General features: G+C 66.3%; 14 protein-coding genes and 4 pseudogenes. 11 read left to right on the forward strand and 7 right to left on the reverse strand.

Going from position 1 to position 19557, the window contains the following annotated elements; translation table 11 throughout:
* Positions 1-30 precede the first annotated feature (30 nt).
* Positions 31-1173: a C45 family autoproteolytic acyltransferase/hydrolase gene (locus AC1RRW_RS21020; RefSeq protein ID WP_492903500.1), complete on the reverse strand. Its 1143-nt coding sequence runs from the start codon at positions 1171-1173 to the stop codon at positions 31-33.
* Between the two features lie 81 nt (positions 1174-1254).
* Between AC1RRW_RS21020 and AC1RRW_RS21025 the strand changes: the two genes are divergently transcribed.
* Positions 1255-2136, forward strand: a complete 882-nt coding sequence (locus AC1RRW_RS21025; RefSeq protein ID WP_492903502.1) for a GntR family transcriptional regulator — start codon at positions 1255-1257, stop codon at positions 2134-2136.
* A gap of 59 nt (positions 2137-2195) precedes the next feature.
* On the forward strand, positions 2196-3527 hold the full coding sequence (gene aptA, locus AC1RRW_RS21030; RefSeq protein WP_492903504.1) for an omega-aminotransferase AptA: 1332 nt from the start codon (positions 2196-2198) through the stop codon (positions 3525-3527).
* 782 nt (positions 3528-4309) lie between these two features.
* Here aptA and AC1RRW_RS21035 read toward each other — a convergent pair.
* Positions 4310-4534: a DUF1674 domain-containing protein gene (locus tag AC1RRW_RS21035; RefSeq protein ID WP_492903506.1), complete on the reverse strand. Its 225-nt coding sequence runs from the start codon at positions 4532-4534 to the stop codon at positions 4310-4312.
* A 128-nt stretch (positions 4535-4662) separates the two neighbouring features.
* Between AC1RRW_RS21035 and AC1RRW_RS21040 the strand changes: the two genes are divergently transcribed.
* From AC1RRW_RS21040 to AC1RRW_RS21065, 6 genes and pseudogenes are all read left to right on the forward strand, one after another.
* A complete protein-coding gene (locus AC1RRW_RS21040; RefSeq protein WP_492903508.1) occupies positions 4663-5199 on the forward strand; it encodes a M48 family metallopeptidase in 537 nt (178 codons plus the stop codon).
* 1 nt (position 5200) lies between these two features.
* Positions 5201-6556, forward strand: a complete 1356-nt coding sequence (locus tag AC1RRW_RS21045) for an RsmB/NOP family class I SAM-dependent RNA methyltransferase (RefSeq protein ID WP_492903510.1) — start codon at positions 5201-5203, stop codon at positions 6554-6556.
* A gap of 62 nt (positions 6557-6618) precedes the next feature.
* Positions 6619-8346, forward strand: coding sequence for a heparinase II/III family protein (locus AC1RRW_RS21050; RefSeq protein ID WP_492903512.1), 1728 nt, complete (start codon positions 6619-6621; stop codon positions 8344-8346).
* Between the two features lie 91 nt (positions 8347-8437).
* Entirely contained in the window at positions 8438-10030 is a 1593-nt protein-coding gene (gene purH, locus AC1RRW_RS21055; RefSeq protein ID WP_492903514.1) for a bifunctional phosphoribosylaminoimidazolecarboxamide formyltransferase/IMP cyclohydrolase, read from the forward strand.
* A 352-nt stretch (positions 10031-10382) separates the two neighbouring features.
* Positions 10383-11147: pseudogene (locus AC1RRW_RS21060) on the forward strand (transposase); the annotation flags it as partial.
* Positions 11128-11610: pseudogene (locus tag AC1RRW_RS21065) on the forward strand (ISAs1 family transposase); the annotation flags it as partial. The pseudogenes AC1RRW_RS21060 and AC1RRW_RS21065, both read left to right, overlap by 20 nt.
* Before the next feature lie 396 nt (positions 11611-12006).
* On the opposite strand, the gene AC1RRW_RS21070 reads toward AC1RRW_RS21065, so the two are convergent.
* Positions 12007-12681: a GntR family transcriptional regulator gene (locus tag AC1RRW_RS21070; protein ID WP_492903516.1), complete on the reverse strand. Its 675-nt coding sequence runs from the start codon at positions 12679-12681 to the stop codon at positions 12007-12009.
* A 419-nt stretch (positions 12682-13100) separates the two neighbouring features.
* Here AC1RRW_RS21070 and AC1RRW_RS21075 point away from each other — a divergent pair.
* A pseudogene (locus tag AC1RRW_RS21075) lies at positions 13101-13235 on the forward strand (transposase); the annotation flags it as partial.
* 14 nt (positions 13236-13249) lie between these two features.
* On the opposite strand, the gene AC1RRW_RS21080 reads toward AC1RRW_RS21075, so the two are convergent.
* From AC1RRW_RS21080 to AC1RRW_RS21095, 4 genes are read right to left on the reverse strand one after another with little or no spacing between them, the layout of a single operon-like run.
* Complete coding sequence (locus AC1RRW_RS21080) at positions 13250-14236, reverse strand: extracellular solute-binding protein (protein ID WP_492903518.1); 987 nt, start codon at positions 14234-14236, stop codon at positions 13250-13252.
* 43 nt (positions 14237-14279) lie between these two features.
* On the reverse strand, positions 14280-15923 hold the full coding sequence (locus AC1RRW_RS21085; RefSeq protein WP_492903520.1) for an ABC transporter permease: 1644 nt from the start codon (positions 15921-15923) through the stop codon (positions 14280-14282).
* Complete coding sequence (locus tag AC1RRW_RS21090; RefSeq protein ID WP_492903521.1) at positions 15920-16981, reverse strand: ABC transporter ATP-binding protein; 1062 nt, start codon at positions 16979-16981, stop codon at positions 15920-15922. Before AC1RRW_RS21090 ends, AC1RRW_RS21085 begins: the two co-directional genes overlap by 4 nt.
* A 29-nt stretch (positions 16982-17010) precedes the next feature.
* A complete protein-coding gene (locus AC1RRW_RS21095; RefSeq protein WP_492903523.1) occupies positions 17011-17817 on the reverse strand; it encodes an inositol monophosphatase family protein in 807 nt (268 codons plus the stop codon).
* Between the two features lie 209 nt (positions 17818-18026).
* On the opposite strand from AC1RRW_RS21095, the gene AC1RRW_RS21100 reads away from it, so the two are divergent.
* Together AC1RRW_RS21100 and AC1RRW_RS21105 are read left to right on the forward strand one after the other, a co-directional pair.
* Positions 18027-18812, forward strand: a complete 786-nt coding sequence (locus tag AC1RRW_RS21100) for a DeoR/GlpR family DNA-binding transcription regulator (RefSeq protein WP_492903524.1) — start codon at positions 18027-18029, stop codon at positions 18810-18812.
* Between the two features lie 436 nt (positions 18813-19248).
* Positions 19249-19557, forward strand: a pseudogene (locus tag AC1RRW_RS21105) (transposase); the annotation flags it as partial.

Consider the following 19557-nt stretch of genomic DNA (forward strand, 5'->3'; position numbering starts at 1 on the left):
TTGTGGAGGCGTCCCGGCGCGGCGCGGCCGTCATTCGGCGGCGAGCGCGAGCGTCACGGGGTCTCCGGTCAGGCTGTAGCGGGTGAAGACGCGGTTCCGAGCCGGCAGCGGCGCGACCTCCATCACGCCCTTGTCCGGCTGCATGATCACCATCGCGACGGTGGCCGAGAGGTTGCCGGTGTCGTTCGGGCGTATCGGCCGGCAGACCGAGTGGGGGCTGAGGAAATCGTCGAAGAAGGCGTGTTTGAGGTCGTCCACGGTGAGCCTGGCGCCGGCCTCGTCGAGCAGCTTGCGGACGCGCCAGTCGCGATAGAAGCTCTCCGGCACGCGCGGGATGCCGGTGTCCCTGAGCTTGGCGAGCGGAACGGGGCCGACCCAGTGATTGGCGTGAACGATCAGTCCGTCAGTAGGATAGAGCGGAAACGCCTCGTCCGGCGCGCATTCGAAATCGATGCCGAAGCCCTTCACGGTCGAAAGCATCATGTTGTTGGAACAGGCCTTCGGCGTCGTCGCCACCGCCTTGATGGCGAAGGCGAAGTGCTCCTGCTCCAGCACCTTGCGGCGGATCAGGGCGAGCGGCACGCCTGCTTGCGTGAAATCGCGGTCGGATTCGAGGTAGTTGGCGGTGATGCAGATGCCGGCCGCGTTCATGCCGCAGCGGGCGAGGCCGCCGGCCTCGACGAAGGTGAGAAAATCCGGCCCGTCGTCGCGGCGCACGCGCAGCACGATCGCCGTCCCGGCGCATTCGGCCTTCCAGTCCCAGTTCTGGCCGTGGATCAGCGCGCCCGTGGCGCTGCGCTCGGGCAGGATGATCGCGCCGGTGCAGCCGTCGTCCAGTTCCTCGGTCGCCCCGACGGGCCGCTTTTTCTCCAGTCTCGCCTTGGCCATTATCTCGGTGCGGGCGTTGACCATGACGATGTCCTCGAGCGCCACGCCCGCCCCCTCGGCGATGCCGGCCATCTCCTCGACATAGTGGATCCCGAAGGCCTCGATCTCGCGGGCGAACTCGCCGATCAGCGCCGATTTCGCCGCGGCGCCGTAGCCGAGTTCGCTAAGCTGGCCGCCATAAAGCTCGATCGAGCGTGCGACGCGATCGGGTACGGCGGAACCGTGCCGGCGACCGCGCTCATACGCGCTGCCGGAGACATCGACGAAGGGGCAGTGCCGAACCATGATCGCATTCCCGACGATGTCTGGCTTGTGCCGGTCTCTAATGTATTTCATTTGTAACTAAGACAATCAAGGCCTGAATCGATGTCGTCACCGACCCGCCTTCAGCAAGACCTCGCCGAACGCATCCTCGACATGGCGCGCGAGGACGGGCTTGGCGCGGGCGCGATGCTCAACGAAAGCGGCGCCGCCAAGCGGCTGAACGTTTCGCGCACGCCGGTGCGCGCCGCGCTCGCCCATCTGGCCGCGCGCGGCCTGGTTCGACGGCATCCCAATCGCGGCATCGAACTGATCGACGCGCCGGCGTCAGCCGCCGCCGGCAACACCGCGCCCGACTTGCTGGAGCGCGTCATGGTCGCGCTCGCCCATGACCGCGAGAGCGGCCGGCTTCCCGACGATTTCTCCGAGCAGGAGATCATGCGGCGCTACGAGCTCGCGAGGCCGGAGGCGCAGCGGCTGCTGGCGCGGCTCGCGGATCTCGACATGATCGCGCGCAAGCCCGGCTATGGCTGGCGTTTCCTGCATCCGGCGCGCGATCCCGCCGTGCATGACGAGCGTTATCGCTTCCGCCTGCTGATCGAGCCGATGGGGTTGCTGGAACCCGGCTTCCGGCTGGAGCCCGGCTGGATCGCCGCGATGCGCGAACGCCATCGCGAAACGCTGGCAAGACCCTGGCGCGACAGCTCCGCGATCGGCTTCTTCGAGATGAACGCCGATTTCCACGAGGGCCTGGCGGCGGCCTCGGGCAACCGCTTCGTCCATTGGGCGGTCCGGCGCCAGAACCAGCTCAGGCGGCTCTCCAACTACGACTGGGTCTTCGGCTTCGCGCGGGTCGAGGTGAACTGCCGCGAGCATATGGAGATGCTCGACTTTCTCGAGAAGGACGACCGCGAGGTCGCCTCGGCCTTGATGCGCCGTCATCTGCAGCGCGCCAGCGTCCTGCGCCGGGGCGACGGCCTCGACTGATCTGGTATTGTCTTTTGGATATAAAAAGACAATGATGCTTTCGTAACCGGAAAGCCGTCATGGATGTCGCAGCGACCCGCCATCCGCCCAATGCGCGCGACGCGTTCTGGATGCCGTTCACGTCGATGCGCGGTTTCCGGGACGCGCCGCTGCTGTTCGACCGCGCGGACGGCATGCATTACGTCACGCCGGAAGGACGGCGCGTGCTCGACGGCATGGCCGGGCTTTGGTGCGTCAATGCCGGCCACGGCCAGAAGCGCATCGTCGAGGCGATCCGCGAGGCCGCCGGCCGGCTCGATTTCGTCTCGTCCTTCAAGATGAGTCATCCGGCCGCCGAAGCCTATGCGAAGCGTCTCTGCGCCTTCGCGCCGGATGGGATCGACCATGCCTTCTTCGTCAATTCCGGCTCGGAGGCGGTCGATACGGCGCTCAAGATCGCCCGCGCCTACCATCATGCCCGTGGCGAGGGCGCCCGCACCAAGCTGATCGGGCGGGCCAAGAGCTATCACGGCATGGGCTTCGGCGGGCTCTCCGTCGCCGGCATCGGCCGGCACAAGCAGGGTTTCGGACCGCTGCTGCCCGATGTCGCGCATCTGCCGCTGCCCTATGACCGCGCCGCCATGGCGTTTTCGCGCGGGCTGCCCGACGGCGGCGCGGCCGCGGCCGCTGCGGTGGAGAGCCTGCTTGCGATCCATGATCCGGCGACCGTCGCCGCCGTCGTCGTAGAGCCCGTCACCGGCTCGGGCGGGGTCTATCCGCCGCCGCGCGGCTATCTCGAGCGCCTGCGCGAGGCCTGCGACCGGCATGGCGTCCTGCTGATCTTCGACGAGGTCATCACGGGGTTCGGCCGGCTCGGCGCGCCCTTCGCGGCGCAGGCCTATGGCGTCGCGCCCGACCTGATGAGCATCGCCAAGGGCATGACCAATGGCGCGGTTCCCATGGGGGGCGTGCTGGTCGCGGGCCATGTCTTCGAGGCCTTCATGGCCGGCCCGCCGGAGGCGATCGAGCTCTTCCACGGCTACACCTGTTCGGCCCATCCGCTGGCCTGCGCCGCCGGTCTGGCGACGCTCGACGTGTTCGAGGAGCAGGATCTGCTCGAACGGACGCGCGCCATCCTGCCGCTCTGGGAGGAGCGCGCCCATCGCCTGAAGACCGCGCCCCATGTCGTCGACATTCGCACCGCCGGGCTGCTCTGCGCGATCGAGCTCGCGCCGCGCCCGGGCGCGGTCGGCGCGCGCGGAACGGCCTGCGCCCGCTCCTGCTACGACCTCGACGTGCTGGTGCGCAGTTCGGGCGACGTCATCGTGCTGTCGCCGCCACTGGTAATCGCGGCCGGCGAGATCGAGACGATCTTCGGGACGATCGAGCAGGCGCTGTCGGCGATCGATTGACGCCGAAAAGGGCGCTGCCCACCCTGGATCGGCCCGATGCCGCTGTCCGATAGGGATCGGCGATCCTCCGGCCGAAATGCTCTTCGACGACATCGCCGCGTCCGGTCTCGGGACAGGTCATGGAAATCTTCATGCTGGCGGCCGACTCGCGCGGCGGCCGGGCGCGATCCCGCGATGCGGGGCTTTGGCGAGCACGCAGCCGGCGGAACCCGCGCCGACGACGATGCAGTCGCACTGGCGGGCGTCCTCGTCAGGCCCTGGCCGCGATCGGCTGCGTCGACAGGGCGGCGGCGATCTCGGCCATGCTCAGCGGAGCCTTGCTCACGCAACAGCGAATTGTCAACAGATGACAGATGACGGGAGCGATGCTTTCGGTCCTCTCGCTTCCGCGGGTTCTCGCGCTCCGAGGCGGCCCCGATGCGCGATGCGAGGGCGCGGCCTCGCCAAAGCCACCCTCCAAATTCACCTCGCCGCCATCGCCTACAATCTCGAGCGTAACCGGTCGATCCTGATGGCAGCCGTCCCGTCGCGGAAAGTTCGGATCGGCGCGCAACCGCGATGGCGGCGATGAACGCGCCCGAACTGGCAGGCCGCCCCATCCACGCCCACCCGCCAGCAGGTCTCCCAGCCCTCGTCCTGAGGAGCCGCGCAAGCGGCGCCCCGCAGATGCTCCGGATGCCTCCGGAGCGAACTGGGAGGCTCCTTCGAGACGCCATTTCCATCGAAATGGCTCCTCGGAATGAGGGCTGATTTGTCAGAAAGGCTCTGATCGCGAACACTTCTCAGAAATCGCTGGTCAGGCCCTTGACCTCCCAGTCGTTGTAGCGCCCCGGCTCCAGCCCGCCGCGACCGTTGATCTCGCGCTCGCGGGCAAGCTCGGCGGCGCGCGCATCGATTTCGGCGCGGCGCGCCCGCGCCTCGGCCAGCGCCCGCTCGGCCGCCGCCGCGAGCGGCTTGCGCGGCGCGGCGTCGCTCGTCGGCTCGGGCCCGGTCGGATCGTTCGGCATGGGATCTTCGCAGTCTCGTTCCGGCGGACTCCCTTGTGGGAGCGGCAGCGCCTTCACCACATAAGGCGCGAAAGCCGGCAAGGGGAGAGGCAAGGCAACTCCCCGTGCCGGCGTAACTGGGGAGGCCCATGAACTATATCCGCACCGGCGTCCTGATGGCCGGCCTGATCGCGCTCGCCATCGCGGCCGCGACCAACCTGATCAGCTACTGGAATTCCGACAAGCTCGCGCTCGCGGCCCATAACGCACGGGAGGTCGACGAGCGCAGCGCGCCGGAACTCTATCGTATGGTCCGCGACCTCGCCGCGCAAGCCGACATGCCGATGCCGCGCGTCTACCTGATCGACGAGGACCAGCCCAACGCCTTCGCCACCGACGCGCTCGCCAAGACCGCCGGCGCCGTGCCGTACATTCCCAACGAGACGGCGGAGCGGAAGCCTGCTACGGCGCACATGTTCATCATCAATCCCCTCACCGGCGGCGGCATGGATTCCCTGTTCTCGACACATCCCGATACCGGCAACCGCATCGCCGCGCTGATGGAGCAGGCCCGCGCCATGGGCGTCGGCAGTTCGGCGGCCGCCCAGTCAGGCGGCTTCACGAGCCAGGCCGCGGCCAGCCCCTGGGCCAGCGGCGGCGATCGACAGCCCGGACCCTGGGGCTGAGATGGCGCGGCCGAGACGGGCGCAGGAACGCGCGAGCGAGACGAAACCGGAGCCCGTGCCCGGCCTGCCGGCGCGCCGGCTGGCGGCGACGCTGATCGACGAGGTGCTGCGGGCGAAGCTCGCGCTCGACGAGACCCATGAGCGGCTTGGCGTCGATTTCGGTCTCGACGCGGCCGATGCGGGCCTCGCGCGCGCCATCGCGATCACCGCCTTCCGCCGTCTCGGCACGATCCGGCACGCGATCGATGCGCGGCTGGAGCGCGGCAGCCCGCGCAATTCCGGACCCTTCGAGCCGATCCTGGTCGCGGCCGCCGCCCAGATCCTGTTCCTCGACGTGCCCGACCACGCCGCCGTCGACCTCGCCATCCGCCATCTCCACGAGGATGCGCGCTCCTCGCGCTATGTCGCGCTCGGCAACGCCCTGCTGCGCCGGATCGCCCGCGAGCGCGACGCCATCCTCGCCGAGGCCGAGGCCGACCCCTTCCTCGACGTGCCGGACTGGCTCGCCGAGAGCTGGCGCGAGAGCTATGGCGAGGAGACCGCAGCCGCGATCGCCAGGAGCCATCGCGACGAGCCGCCGCTCGATCTCACGGTCAAGAACGATGCCGCGGGCTGGGCGCGGCGTCTCGACGGACTGCTCCTGCCGACCGGCTCGGTGCGCCTGCGCGAGCGCGGCAGCCTGACCGCGATGCCGGGCTTCGACGAGGGGGCCTGGTGGGTGCAGGACGCCGCCGCCGCCTTGCCGGCGCTGCTGCTGGCGCCCAAGGCGGGCGAGCGCGTCGCCGATCTCTGCGCCGCGCCGGGCGGCAAGACGGCGCAGCTCGCGGCGATGGGCGCCGCCGTCACCGCCGTCGATCGCTCGGGGCCGCGCCTGCGCCGCCTGCGCGAGAATCTCGACCGGCTCGGGCTCGAAGCCGAGATCGTGACCAAGGACGCCACGCTCTGGCAGGCCGAACCGTTCGACGCCGTGCTGCTCGACGCGCCCTGCAGCGCCACCGGCACGATCCGCCGCCACCCCGACGTCGCCTGGACCAAGACGCCGCAGGACCGCGACAAACTGTCGGCCCTTCAGGCCCGGCTGCTCGAGGCCGCGGCCAGGCTGACGAAGCCCGGCGGCCGGCTGGTCTACTGCACCTGCTCGCTCGAGCCGCAGGAGGGCGAGCGCCAGATCGCGGCCTTCCTCGCGGAACGCGCCGATTTCCAGCGGCTGCCGATCGCGCCGGAGGACATCGGCGGGGTATCCGGAGCGATCGACGGCGATGGCGATCTGCGCACCCTGCCGCATCGGCTGGCGGGCGACATACCCCGTCTTGCCGGCTGGGCGGGGTTTTACGCCTGCCGGCTGATCAGGCTATGACGGAACGGGGAATCGCAGGGCCGGACCTGGCCGTGCCGGGGGAATAAGGGATTTCGGGAGTCTTGAGCGGCTGGTCTGAGCGAAGGGGGCTTGCCGGCGCAGCGATCGGACGGGCGGCGCGACGCACGCGCGGCCAGTTCGTCGGCGCCGTGCATCGGCTATGGCCCTTCGGCAAGGCCCAGGCCTCGCGGCTGCTGTTCGCCCCGCACGACCTGCGCACCGCCGACCCGACCACGGCGAGCGACATCTATGCCGGCTATTTCGCCTTCGCCGGGCGGACGCTGCGCAGCCACGGCGATTCGCCCTTCGACAGCACGCCGCCGAGCGAAGCCTGGGCCGAGGTGCTGCACGGCTTCGGCTGGCTGCGCCATATGCGCGCGGCCGACACCGCGATCGCCCGCGCCAACGCCCGCGCGCTGGTCGGCGATTTCATCCAGAAGCGGCGCGACCGCGCTGAGATCGCCAGACGGCCGGCGGTCGCCGCGAGGCGGCTGATCTCCTTCCTGTCGCATTCCCCGCTGCTGCTGGAGGGCGCCGACCACGTCTTCTACGAGCGCTTCATCGGCCATGTCTCGCGGCTGACGGAGAAGCTGACGCTCGAACTGTCGGGCGCGGTCGAGGGGGTCGCAAGGCTTCAGGTGCTGATCGCCGTGACCTTCGCCGCGATCAGCCTCGACCGGCAGGACCGCCGGCTGCGCCGCTACGAGATGGCGCTCTCGGACGAGCTCGACCACCAGATCCTGCCCGATGGCGGCCATCTCACCCGCAATCCGCGCCTGCTGATCGAATTGCTGCTCGACCTGCTGCCGCTGCGCGAGACCTTCGCGGCGCGCGGCATGGAGCCGCCACGCGGCGTGATCATGGCGATCGAGCGCATGATGCCGCATCTGCGCCTGTTCCGGCACGGCGACGGGTCGCTCGCCTTGTTCAACGGCATGGGCACAACGCCCCCCGACCTGATGGCGACGCTCGCGGCCTATGACGACGCCCGCGCCAGGCCGATCGAGCACGCCGCCTATTCCGGCTATAGCCGCCTCACCGGCGGGCGGGCCATCGTCGTGGTCGATGCGGGGCCGGCCCCGCGCGGCGCGCATTCGACCGAGGCGCATGCCGGCTGCCTCGCCTTCGAGTTCTCCAGCGGACCGGACCGGATCGTCGTGAACTGCGGAGCGAGCCGCTACGGCTCGCCGGCGCTGCGGATCGCGGCGCGCAGCACGGCGGCGCATTCGACCATCGAGCTCGCCGAGCGCTCCAGCGCCGATTTCGGGCTGGTGCTGGGCGAGCGGCGCATCGTGGCAGGCCCCGGCGATGTCCGCGTCGCGCGGCAGGAGGCCGTCGACGGCCATGAGTGGGTCGCGAGCCATGACGGCTACAAGCGCAGCCTGGGCACGGTCCATACCCGCCGGCTGCTGCTGTCGCGCGACGGGACGAGCCTCACCGGCGAGGACGAGATCACGCTGTCGGGCAACCGCGAGACCCTGTCGGCGCTCGCGCGCTTCCATCTGCACCCCGCCGTCAAGGCGAGCCTCACCGGCGACGGGACGGGCGCGCTGCTGACGCTCGCTTCCGGCGAGGTCTGGAGCTTCGAGGCGCGGGGCCTGCCCGTCGCGATCGAGGAGAGCATTTTTCTCGCCGCCGCCGACAGCCGTCGCCGCAGCGAGCAGCTCGTGGTGGCATTCGATGCCGCCGCCATGCCGCGGATCGGCTGGCGACTGGCACGGGTCTCCGGCCTGTTCTCGGCTCACCCGCTCGTTCCGGAGCCGCCGGAAGAGCCGGCGCCCGACGCCTGACCGTCCCGCGGCGTCACGCTTTGCTTATGCGGCGCAGCATGATAGCTCGCGCGCCAGAATATCCTCCCGCTTCCAGCCCGGACCCGACCCGATGCCGACAGAGCTTCGCCGCGTCGAACGCGCCCTCCTTTCCGTATCGGACAAGAGCGGACTCGTCGATTTCGCCCGCGCCTTGCACAGGCTCGGCATCGCGCTCGTCTCGACCGGCGGCACATCGAAGGCGCTCGGCGACGCCGGGCTGCCCGTGACGGACGTGTCCGACCTGACCGGCTTTCCCGAGATGATGGACGGTCGCGTCAAGACGCTGCATCCCAACGTGCATGGCGGCCTGCTGGCGATCCGCTCGCATCCCGAGCATCAGGCCTCGATGATCGGCCACGGCATCGCGCCGATCGACCTCCTGGTGGTCAATCTCTATCCGTTCGAGGCGACGGTCGCGGCCGGCCAGAGCCATGACGACTGCATCGAGAACATCGACATCGGCGGGCCGGCGATGATCCGCGCCGCCGCCAAGAACCACAACGACGTCGCGGTCGTCGTCGACGCCGCCGACTATGCCGCCGTGCTCGGCGATCTCGACGCCCAGAAGGGCGCGACCACGCTGACGCTGCGCAGGAAGCTCGCCCAGAAGGCCTATGCCCGCACGGCGGCCTATGACGCCGCGATCTCGAACTGGTTCGCGAGCGAACTGGGCGAGACCTCGCCGTCCTACCGGGCGCTCGGCGGCGCGCTGGCGGAGACGCTGCGCTATGGCGAGAACCCGCACCAATGGGCGGCGTTCTACCGCACGCCCGGGCAGCAGCCGGGCGTCTCGACCGCGCGTCAGGTGCAGGGCAAGCAGCTCTCCTACAACAACATCAACGACACCGACGCCGCCTTCGAATGCGTCGCCGAGTTCGACCCCGCCGCCAGCGCGGCCTGCGTCATCGTCAAGCACGCCAACCCCTGCGGCGTCGCGACCGGGGCCGATCTCGGCGCGGCCTATGAGCGGGCGCTGGCCTGCGACCCCGTCTCGGCTTTCGGCGGCATCGTCGCGCTGAACCGCAGGCTCGACGCGGCCGCCGCGAAGAAGATCGTCGAGATCTTCACCGAGGTGATCATCGCGCCCGACGCCGACGAGGATGCGATCGCGCTGATCGCGGCGAAGAAGAACCTGCGCCTGCTCCTGACCGGCGGCTTGCCGGACGTGCGCAAGGGCGGCCTGTCGCTGCGCACCGTCTCGGGCGGCTTCCTCGCCCAGGCCCGTGACAACGCCGTCGTCGACGACATGGCGCTGAAGGTCGTCACCAGCCGCCAGCCGAGCGAGGCCGAGCTCGCCGACCTGCGCTTCGCCTTCCGCGTCGCCAAGCACGTCAAGTCGAACGCGATCGTCTACGCCAGGGGCGGCGCGACCGTCGGCATCGGCGCCGGCCAGATGAGCCGGGTCGATTCATCCCGCATCGCCGCCTGGAAGGCGGCGGAAGCCGCCAAGGCCGCCGGCGTCGCGGAGAGCCTGGCCAAGGGCTCGGTCGTCGCGTCGGACGCGTTCTTCCCCTTCGCCGACGGCCTCTTGGCGGCGGCCGAAGCCGGGGCGACGGCGGTGATCCAGCCCGGCGGCTCGATGCGCGACGACGAGGTCGTCAAGGCGGCCAACGAGGCCGGCCTCGCCATGGTCTTCACCGGTCACCGCCACTTCCGGCACTGAGTTCGGAAGTCTCGCCACAGCGCCGTCGTCCCGGCCGGAGCTAAGCGGGGCTCCGGCAACTGTGTTGTTTGGTTTCATGCGGGTTGGAATGGTGCTTGCGTCGTAGACCTGATCGATGAAGCGTGGAAGGTCGGTGGCGACATCCTCGAAGGTCTCATAGGCCATCGGATGGACGGCCTCGACCTTGAGCGTCTTCGTGAAGCTCTCGGCCTTGGCGTTATCATAGGGATTGCCGCGGCGCCCCATCGATCCGAAGAGGCCATGTTCGGCGAGGGCCTGCCGGTAGCGGCCGGCCGCGTATTGGGCGGATTCAACCGGTTGTCGCAACACCCAGAGATTGGAGGTTGTGACGATGGCTGGTCGACGACATCGGAACGATGCGCACGGCCGAAGTTGCGTTCTCCAGGAAGGCCACCTGCCTGGCAGCGTGAGCATTATCGCTGCTTCTGGCAGGCTATCGCGCGCGGACGTACGAGCGAGCAGGCGGCCGCCGACGCGGGCATTTCGGCGCCGTTGGGGCAGCGCTGGTTTCGGAGTTCGGGAGGGATGCCGCCAACCCAGCTTGCGCCTTCGGCGCCCTCGCTCACCGGAAGATACCTGTCCTTCGGCGAGCGTGAGGAGATCGCGGTCGAGGCTTGCCGAGGGAACGGCGATCCGCGCGGCCGCACGGAAGCTGGGGCGCTCGCCCAGTACGATCTCACGGGAAGTGCGCCGCAATGCCGCCACGCGCAGCGGCAATCTCGACCATCGCGCCCTTGCCGCGCAGCATGCCGACCGCGCGGCACGACGGCCGCGCCCGGGCAAGCTGGCCAGCAACGCGGCTCTGCGCGCCTATGTCGAGCAGCATCTCTCGGGTCAGGTCACGAACATCGATGGCATCGGCTTCGCGGGTCCCAAGGTGATATGGAAGAAGCGTCGCGCCGTACTCCGACAGAGCCGGCGCCGGTCAACCGCGTGGAGCCCCGGGCAGATCGCCCATCGACTTCGGATCGATTATCCGGATGATCCTACCATGCGCATCAGCCACGAGGCGATCTACCAGTCCCTGTACATCCAGGGTCGCGGCGCGCTGCGCCGTGAACTGACGGCTTGCTTGCGCTCGGGGCGAGCTTTGCGCGGGCGCCCACTATCTGCTGGCCCTCAAGGGCAACTGGCCGACGCTGGCCGAAGAGGTCGCCCTGTTCTTCGAGCGCGAGCCGAAGACCGCCTTCGACACGCACTCCGGAACCGAAGGCGACCATGGCCGCATCGAAATCCGCCGCCATCGCGTCAGCCACGACGTCGCGTGGCTTGCCTGCGATCGCCGCTTTCCCGGAGAGCCCTGCTTCCCGGGACTGTCCATGATCGGTATCGTCGCAACCGTCGAACGCGCCGGAAAAACCTCAACCGCCAGACGACACTACCTCTCCTCGGCCAAGCTCTCCGCCAGCCAGTTCGCGCATGCCGTGCGCGCCCATTGGGGCGTCGAGAACCGGCTCCACTGGATCATGGACGTCGTCTTCCATGACGACCTGATGCGCCTGAGAACCGCAAACATGGCCGCCATCCGCCACGCAAGCACCAACATCATCAACAAATCAACGACATAGCCAGCAGCAAGGTCCGCCGCAAACGCTCGGATGGGACGACTACCTCCTCATCGCAATCACTCAAAACAAGCCACGACGTCCAAGCGATTGCCCTGGTGGATTCCCCGTGAGTCAACGATCAAGGCCGTTGGTATCAGTGCTGGGTATGGTCAAGCCGGTCTATACCGCTTCCGAACGCGGAGATTTCAGCTGCGTCACCAGCGATGTCGCCGATGGTGACGCGTATGACACCATCGAGTTTGAGGGGCCGACAACCGCGAGCAGAACAAGGCCCGCGTACCGGATCGGCTGAATTTCGAGCCGACGGAACGTTTAGGGACACGACCGCTTCGACAGCTGCGCCGAAATCGGCTTCACCGTCCGCGATGGCCTTTCCTTGACAGCCGGCTAAGCCTTGTCGCCGGGCAAATGGTGAATGAGTGAACTGCAGGCTTTCATGATGTGGTCGTATATGAGGCGGCCAGCTTTCTCGACGTCTCCGGTTCTCGCCACGCTCAGGATTTCGCGATGCTCGCGGTCGGCCGTTCCATGGCCGTCAGACAGGGTGAGTTGGATACGTAGATATCGCTCGAGGCGGTCGTTCACGGATCTGATCATGCTCACGAGGAAGGGACGCTTAGCATCCTCGTAGAGGCAGCTGTGAAACTGCCAGTTGAGCTCAGCCCATCGGGCGACGTTCGTCTCCGCGGCGAAGGCATTGCAATAGGCTTCCGCCTTCTCGAAGGTTGCGCTCGTCATGTGTGGAACCGAAAGCTTGAGCGCGCTCGCCTCCAGGATCGCCCTTGTTTCAAAGATCTGCGCGATCTCCGGCTCCGAAACTCGCGTGACTATCGCGCCACGATTCTTCTGAAATTCGACGAGACCTTCCGCTTCGAGACGCTTGAGGGCTTCCCGGACCGGAATCTTGCTCACGTTGAACAGCCTTGCGACATCGTCCTGCCGGATCGGCTCGCCCTCGTTGTAAGATCCGTCCATGATCGCATCCCGGAGCACCGTGAGGATGACGTCTGATGCACTCGGGGCTTTACCGAGATTGGGTATCTGCTTCGATATAAGCGGCATGACTGTCCTAAAGCGTGCGTTGAACGATCCAGTCCGGTCCGCAGCAATATCGTAAATGATATAGATTAGCAATATGTAATATTCACCAAGCGCAATGATATCTCTTTCCGCATTGACTTTTTATTCTGCAATATAGCAGCATCAAAATCAAATATAAATTAGCATTATGCTTTTAGCGCATGCCTGAATTGAATATCACAACCAGTCATCGCAAAATATTTAAGATACAACATAATTTGATCCTATACAAATTTGGATTTGCCTCTGCAATTGCTCTACTGATCAATCTACTTCAACGGCTTTTCCCCGAGGCTAAGCGATCGCCTAGGCTCAGGACCTGTTAATTTGGTTTGAGCTGTGATTCACGGTGTCCGGGAGGACACCGTGATGGGTGATCTGTTTCTGCTGAGCAGCGTCAGATGTGTCGGGTCAAGCCGTATTTTCCGCTCTCGGACGGCGTGCCACGGGTCGATGACCGGCGTGTCGTGAGCGGGATCGTCTACGTCATCCGCAACGGCCTGCAGTGGAAGGACGCGCCCAAGGGCTACGTCCCCAAACACTATGACGATCATTTCTTAGCTGTTGGATAAGATCGCCAAGTTTTCAGAAATTCGTCGCGATTGTCGGCGGCTTCCTTCTCGTCGATATCGAAAACCTTGATGGCCGACATCTCGGGCAGCTTGACGATCTTGGACACTTCGATGTCGCTCCGGCTCGGGCGACGGAACGAGGATTCGAGCAGGGCCGTCTGCATTTCCTTCGACATCAGACCGTCGAAGGCGGCCTTTGCCGCGGCGCCGCCGGGAGCGCCCTTGACCAGCCCGGCGAAGTCGGCCGTGATGAAGGTGCCGTCCTCCGGGTAGACCAGCTTGAACTCCTTCTGCCCGCCGTCGACATAAGGGTAGCCGTTCGCCTCGAAGCCGAGGCCGACCGCATATTCGCCCATCGCGACACCGCTCTGGACGGCCGAGGACGAGGAGCTGACGATGAGGTTCGCCGTGAGCTGCTTCAGCTTCTCGTCGCCGATCATCTTATGCAGGCCCCAGAGGATGGTGTAGCCGGTCGAGCTATTGGCCGGATCGGCGATCACGACTTTGCCTTTCCATTTCGGGTCGAGCAAATCGGCCCAGCTCTTGGGCGCGGGCAGATTGCCGAGCTGGCTGGCGTTCACCATGATCACCGAGACATGGATGTTCGACGGAGTGAAGAGATCGCCCGGATAGCGCAGCTTTTCAGGGATCGCGGCGAGCTCCAGGGAGGTGTAGGCCTCGAACAGCTTTTCGAAGGCGCCCACGGTGTTGAAGCTTGAACTCCAGAAGATGTCGCCCTGGACGTTCGCGGCTTCCGCCTCCAGGCGCCGCAGGAGCACGCCGCTTCCGCCGGTGACCGAATTGAGCCTGATGTCCGGGTTCTTCTTCTTGAGCGTGCTCGAGACGGCTTCGATTGCCTGCTCCGGGTTGGACGAATAGAGCGTGACCTTCTTGTCCTGGGCCCAGGCGGTGGTGCCCAGCGCAAACGACAGCAACGCGGTCGCGGCAAGATGACGGATTACCATTTTCATTTCCTCCGGCTTCTTTGGGTGGATGGCGTCTTAGCCTTCACTTCGACGCGAAGACGTCGACCTTGAAGATTTTCGTGGCCACGATGATCGGGATGAGGATGACCGCGATGAGCACGAGGCCATAGGCAGAGGCATAGGCCATCAGATTGCTGCCGATCAGACGGAAGACCTGGATCGTCAGCGTCTCCCGCCCGCCCGAATAGACCAGGATCGAGGCGCTCAGCTCCGAGACGCTGGTCGTCCAGGTCAGGATGGTGGCCGAGGCGATGGCCGGCGCCATCATCGGCAGCACCACCTTGACGAAGGTCCGCAGCGGCGGCGAACCGAGGCTGATTGAGGCTTCCTCGATCGAGTTCGGGATGTTGTGCAGGGTCGCCTGCGAGCTGCGCATACCGAAGGGCAGGCGGCGGACGAGCAGGGCCAGGACCATGATCGTCGCCGTTCCGGTCAGGGGCAGCCAGCCGGCATTGAACGAGACGATCAGGCCGATGCCGAGCACCGTGCCCGACAGCGCCAGCGGGATTGAGGAGATGTAGTCGAGCCAGGGTGTGACGGCGTTGCGCTTCTTGATGATGAGGTAGCTTACGAGGGCGCTGAAGCAGATGCCGATCAGCGTGGCCGCGCCAGCATAGATCAGCGAATTCACCAGCGGCTGCGGGGCGGTCACGAAGACGCGCTCCATGTTCGCCAGCGTCCAGTTGCCCCATTGCATGACCGGGCCACGGGAGACGGTGAAGGCCCCGGCCGCGATGACCGCGAGCGGCACGAGCGAGATGACGACGATCAGGCTGGCGGCGAGGCCGATGGCGGCCGCCCGCCAACCGGCGAGCGGAACCGGCTTGGCGCCGCGCCCCTGGACGATCTCGAAGCGGCCGCGGGAGACGATCCGGCGGTTGAGGAATAGGATCAGCATCACCATCGCGACGGAGATGGTCGCGAAGGTGCTCTGCATCACCGGCGCGGCCCCGCCTTCCGAGACGGCCGCCTGATAGGTCACGACCGAGAGCAGCGGCATCTGGTTCGACAGGATCATCGAGATGGCAAAGTTGCCGACCACCATGGTGAAAACCAGGAGAGCGCTCGCCAGGATAGAAGGCATGATGATCGGCAGCATGACCTTGAGGCGCGAGCGCGCCGGTGAGGTGCCGAGGCTTTGGGCCGCTTCCTCGAGATGCACGTCGAAGCCGCTGATCGCGGCGACCGTGCCGATATAGATATAGGTGTAGTAGACGAAGGTCATCACCGTGACGAGGCCGAACCAGCCGTAAAAGCTCGGCAACTGGACGCCGTAGTCGCGAAAGAAGCGGGTGATCAGGCCGTTGTTGCCGAGCGCCATCAGCCAGGTCTGGGCCGAGATGACCTCCGGGATGACCAGGGTGATCAGCGGCAGCAACGTGATGATCGCCTTGCCGGGGAAGCGGTAGCGGGCCGTCACATAGGCGAGCGGCACGCCGATCAGGACGCACGCGCAGGTCACCACAGAAGCGAGGATCAGCGTGTTGATGATGGCGGTGAGGCCGCGTGGATCGTTGAGCAGGCGGACCCAGCCACTCTCGGCCCCGCCCACGAAGCTGGCGGTCAGGATGTTCACCAGCGGATAGACGATGAAGGCGATGAGGACGACGAGGGCTGCGAGCGAAAGCCACAGCCAGGGGGCTCGGAGATCGGACGAGGTGATCATGACGCGATCACCATGGCCTTGGACGGATCGATCGTGGCGACGACGTCGGCACCGATCTCGAAGCCGTCGTGCCGGTCGCCATGGGAATCGACGGTGATCAGGGTCTCGTCGGTTAGCGCCAGCTTGTAGCTCGTCTTGCCGCCGAGATATTGCCGCTTCACCACCCGTCCGGACAGGCCCTGGCATGCGGCGGTCCTGGGCGCCAGCCGCAGATCCTCGGGGCGCATGATGAGGATGCCACCCCGCGCCGCGGCCGAGAGGCCGTTGCGCGCCAGGATCGAGCCGCCGCCCAGCGCGACGCAGACCGTACCGTCCGGATTGGCGTCGGTGAGCTCGACGTCGATCCGGTTGGCGGCGCCGACGAAATCGGCGACGTAGGAGGTGCGCGGCGTCACGTAGATTTCCTCCGGCGTGCCGAGCTGCTCGACCTTGCCCTTCTTCATCACACCGATCTGGTCTGACATCGACAGGGCTTCCTCCTGGTCATGCGTCACGAAGACCGTGGTGATGTTGGCTTCGCGCTGGAGGTCGGTGATCGTCTCGCGGATCTGGACCCTGAGCTTCGCGTCGAGGTTCGACAGTGGCTCGTCCATCAGCAGGACCTGCGGCTTGATCACCATGGCGCGGGCGAGCGCGACGCGCTGGCGCTGGCCGCCGGACAGCGCCGCCGGGTGCCTGTCCATGACATGGCCCAGCCCGACATGCTCCAGCTCGTTCCGGACCTTCTTCATCATCGCGTCGCCGCTTTCGCCGCGCGCCCTGAGGCCGTAGGCGACGTTTTCCGCCACCGTCTTGTCGGGAAACAGCGCGTAGTCCTGGAACACCATGCCGATGTTGCGCCTGTGCGGCGGTAGCCGGGTCACGTCCTGCGACTGGAAATAGATGTTTCCCTTCGAGGCCAGGACGAAGCCCGCGATGGCGCGCAGCAGCGTCGTCTTTCCGCAGCCCGAAGGCCCGAGCAAGGTGAAGAAACATCCCTCCGGTATCGACAGACTCAGATTGGAAATGACGTCCTTTTCTCCGTAACTGACGTGCAGATTCTTGATATCGATCCCCACGGCGTCCTCCCGTTTGCGTCGTGTTTCCTTCAGGCGGCGATGTCGAGAGCGTTCAGCAACTCGACGATTTCGCGATGCTTCTGCCGATCGCCCGCCGCCAGGATCCGCGGTCCCGAGTTCAGCGTGATCGGATTGCCGCGCCAGTCGGTGATGACGCCGCCGGCGCCCTCGATAACCGGCCGGAACGGGGCGAAGTCGTAGACCTTCAGCCCGGTATCCAGCGCGACATCCGTCCCGCCGTCGGTGAGCAGGCCATAGGCTAGCGCGGCGGCTCCATAGATGCGCCAGTTGGTCCGCTCACGGAGCAGATCCAGCGCGGGTCGTTCGGCATCGGAATAGAAATCCGGGTTGCTGGTGGACATCATGGCGAGCGACAGGTCCGGGCATGACTTCACCCGACACGGCGCGCCGTTCTTCAGCGTGGGCCGTCCGGCGACGCCGATCCAGCGCGCATTGACCGGCGGGATGTCGATGATGCCGAGAACCGGGACGCCGCGATGCGCCAGGGCGATCAGCGTGCCGTAGACCGGCATTCCCGCGATGAAGGACGCGGTACCGTCGATCGGATCGAGAACCCAGACGAACTCGGCGTCCTCGTTTTCCCACGCCTGCTCCTCGCCGATGATGCCGTGGTCGGGGAAGCGGTCATGGATCATGGCCCGCAGCTCCTGCTCGATGGCCATGTCCATGATCGTGACGAGGCTGCGGTCGGGCTTCAGCGTCACGCCGAGCCGATCACGCCTGTGCTGCTCGATCATCCGCCGGGAGGTGTTCGCAAGCTCCGTCGCGACGGCGATGTGGCCGGCCTGGACAAGCGCATCGGGCGTCATCGGCATCCCCGCTCCCGAACCTCGATCGTCCACCCATGCCGGAAAGTGCGAAAATAAGCGATATGACCGATTATGTGCGTTCTATTGCATAGTGAGCGATGTGTGTCAATTTGTGCGAGTGGCAAATGTTCAAAGTTGTGGGTTTCTACGCTCAGCGGAGGCGGTCAGTGCCTGTCCCTGCTATAGCTTCCGAGGCGAGATGAACGGAACGTGCAATGTGGCAAGAAGAGCGGCAGCAGAAGATCCGCGACCTCCTCGCGGCTTTCGGGCAGGTCTCGACCGATCGGATTTCCCAGAACTTTAGCGTCGCGCGGGAGACGATCCGGCGCGATCTGGTCGGGATGGAGCAGGCGGGCGAATTGCGTCGGGTACGCGGCGGCGCGGTACCGGTCATCCGCGAGACGTCCAGCTTTCAAGTGCGCCACACCCAGCGCCTGCAGGAGAAGCGGGCGATCGCCGCGACAGCGCTGCAGTTCCTTCGTGGCGGCATGACCCTGTTCATGGATGCCGGGTCCACGACGACGATCATGTCGGAGGCGATCGCCGGCACGAACGGATTGAGCGACATCACGCTCATCACCAATTCATTCGACGCGGCCCGAAACCTGACCGAAGCGACGGGCGAACCCTCGAAGCGCTTCCGCGTCATCGTGCTGGGTGGCGAGTTCAAGCAGGACCCGAACGAAACCATTGGCCCGGGGGTGGTCAATGAGGTCCATCGCTATCGGGCCGATCTGGCGATACTCGCGCCATGGGGCGTCGACGCGGCTAGGGGAGCGTCCGACTCCTTTCTATACGGCGCCGAAATCGCTCGCGCCATGGTCCAGAACGCCGGGCAGACGATGATCCTCGCCGACCATTCAAAAATCGACGCGCCCGCGCGGTCCGTCTTCTGTCCGGCCGATGAAATCGACATCCTGATCACCGACGTAACCGCCCGCGACAATCCGAGCTTCGACGCGATTGCCGTCGCGCTGCGCAAAGTCGTCGTGGCGGAATAGGGCACCGTGATGTATCGCGCCTTGATCGCGGTGGGCACCCAATCCAGCCGGCTTTCGTTCGATCCGCAGCGATGATGGCCGGCTCTGACAAAAACCGTTCGCCACCACCTGATCGCAAGTTCGGTGAGACGCATTGGCAGAACGCCCATGGATCGATCGCATGTAACCGCCCATTATCGGACGGATGCCCACATCGCACTTGCTCGTTCGCAAATGAGAATTGGTCATCGCGACATAACGCCACGTAATATTCAAAGCGGCTCGAATATGGCCGACGATGCCCAGCAGCGCCGGAGCGCCACGCAGGGCTGGGGTCGCGAGCGCATCTTGGCGGAAATCGAAACACACTTAGCGACAGCACCGAAACTGTTCAGACAAACCGAGCCAGCTCTCGACGGGGATGAGCGGACGGGCGAGCTGTTCAGCCATGTCGATCTTGAGTCTGGCCGACGCCGGCCTGAGGCATGCCGAGCGGGCGGCGGCGCTGCACATGATCGAGCCGCACGCCGGGCGGCCGCGGGCGATCACGCTCGGCGCCGACAAGGCCCATGACGTGCCAGGACTTCGTCAACGAGTTGCGTTCGACGAAGGTGACGCCGCATGTCGCCCGGAACACGAAGAGGCGAGGATCGGCGATCGATGGGCGCACGACCCGCCACGGCGGCCATGCCGCACGCCGGGCGGCCGCGGGCGGATCGAGGAGGCGTTCGGCTGGATCAAGACCGTCGCCGGGCAGGACAAGACG

The organism is Allobosea sp. GW821-FHT12C12 (genome assembly GCF_058807355.1).